The 255-nt window shown below is 53.7% G+C and carries 1 protein-coding gene; it reads left to right on the forward strand.

Features of this window, described 5'->3' with window-relative positions:
- Positions 1–255, forward strand: a 255-nt coding sequence (locus tag CWC28_RS21260) for a group II intron maturase-specific domain-containing protein (RefSeq protein ID WP_283206563.1), incomplete at both ends; no start/stop codon positions are given.

Below are 255 nucleotides of genomic sequence, written 5' to 3' on the forward strand. Positions count from 1 at the left end.
CAACCGCAATTGGGGCGTGTCGATGAAGTACCAGCTTTTCAAGGCCAGCCAATACCTACGGGGCTGGATTCACTATTTTGGTATCGCCAATTGCTACCAGCTCTGCTGCGATCTGGATAACTGGATACGTCGCAGAATACGGATGGCCTACTGGCGACAGTGGCGCAGGCCGCGCACCAAAATAGACAAGCTGAAAAGTCTTGGCGTTGATATAAGGACAGCCGTTGGATGCGGACGAACCAGCAAAGGCCCCTG

The organism is Pseudoalteromonas sp. S4492 (assembly GCF_005886115.1).
Lineage (GTDB): Bacteria > Pseudomonadota > Gammaproteobacteria > Enterobacterales > Alteromonadaceae > Pseudoalteromonas > Pseudoalteromonas gelatinilytica.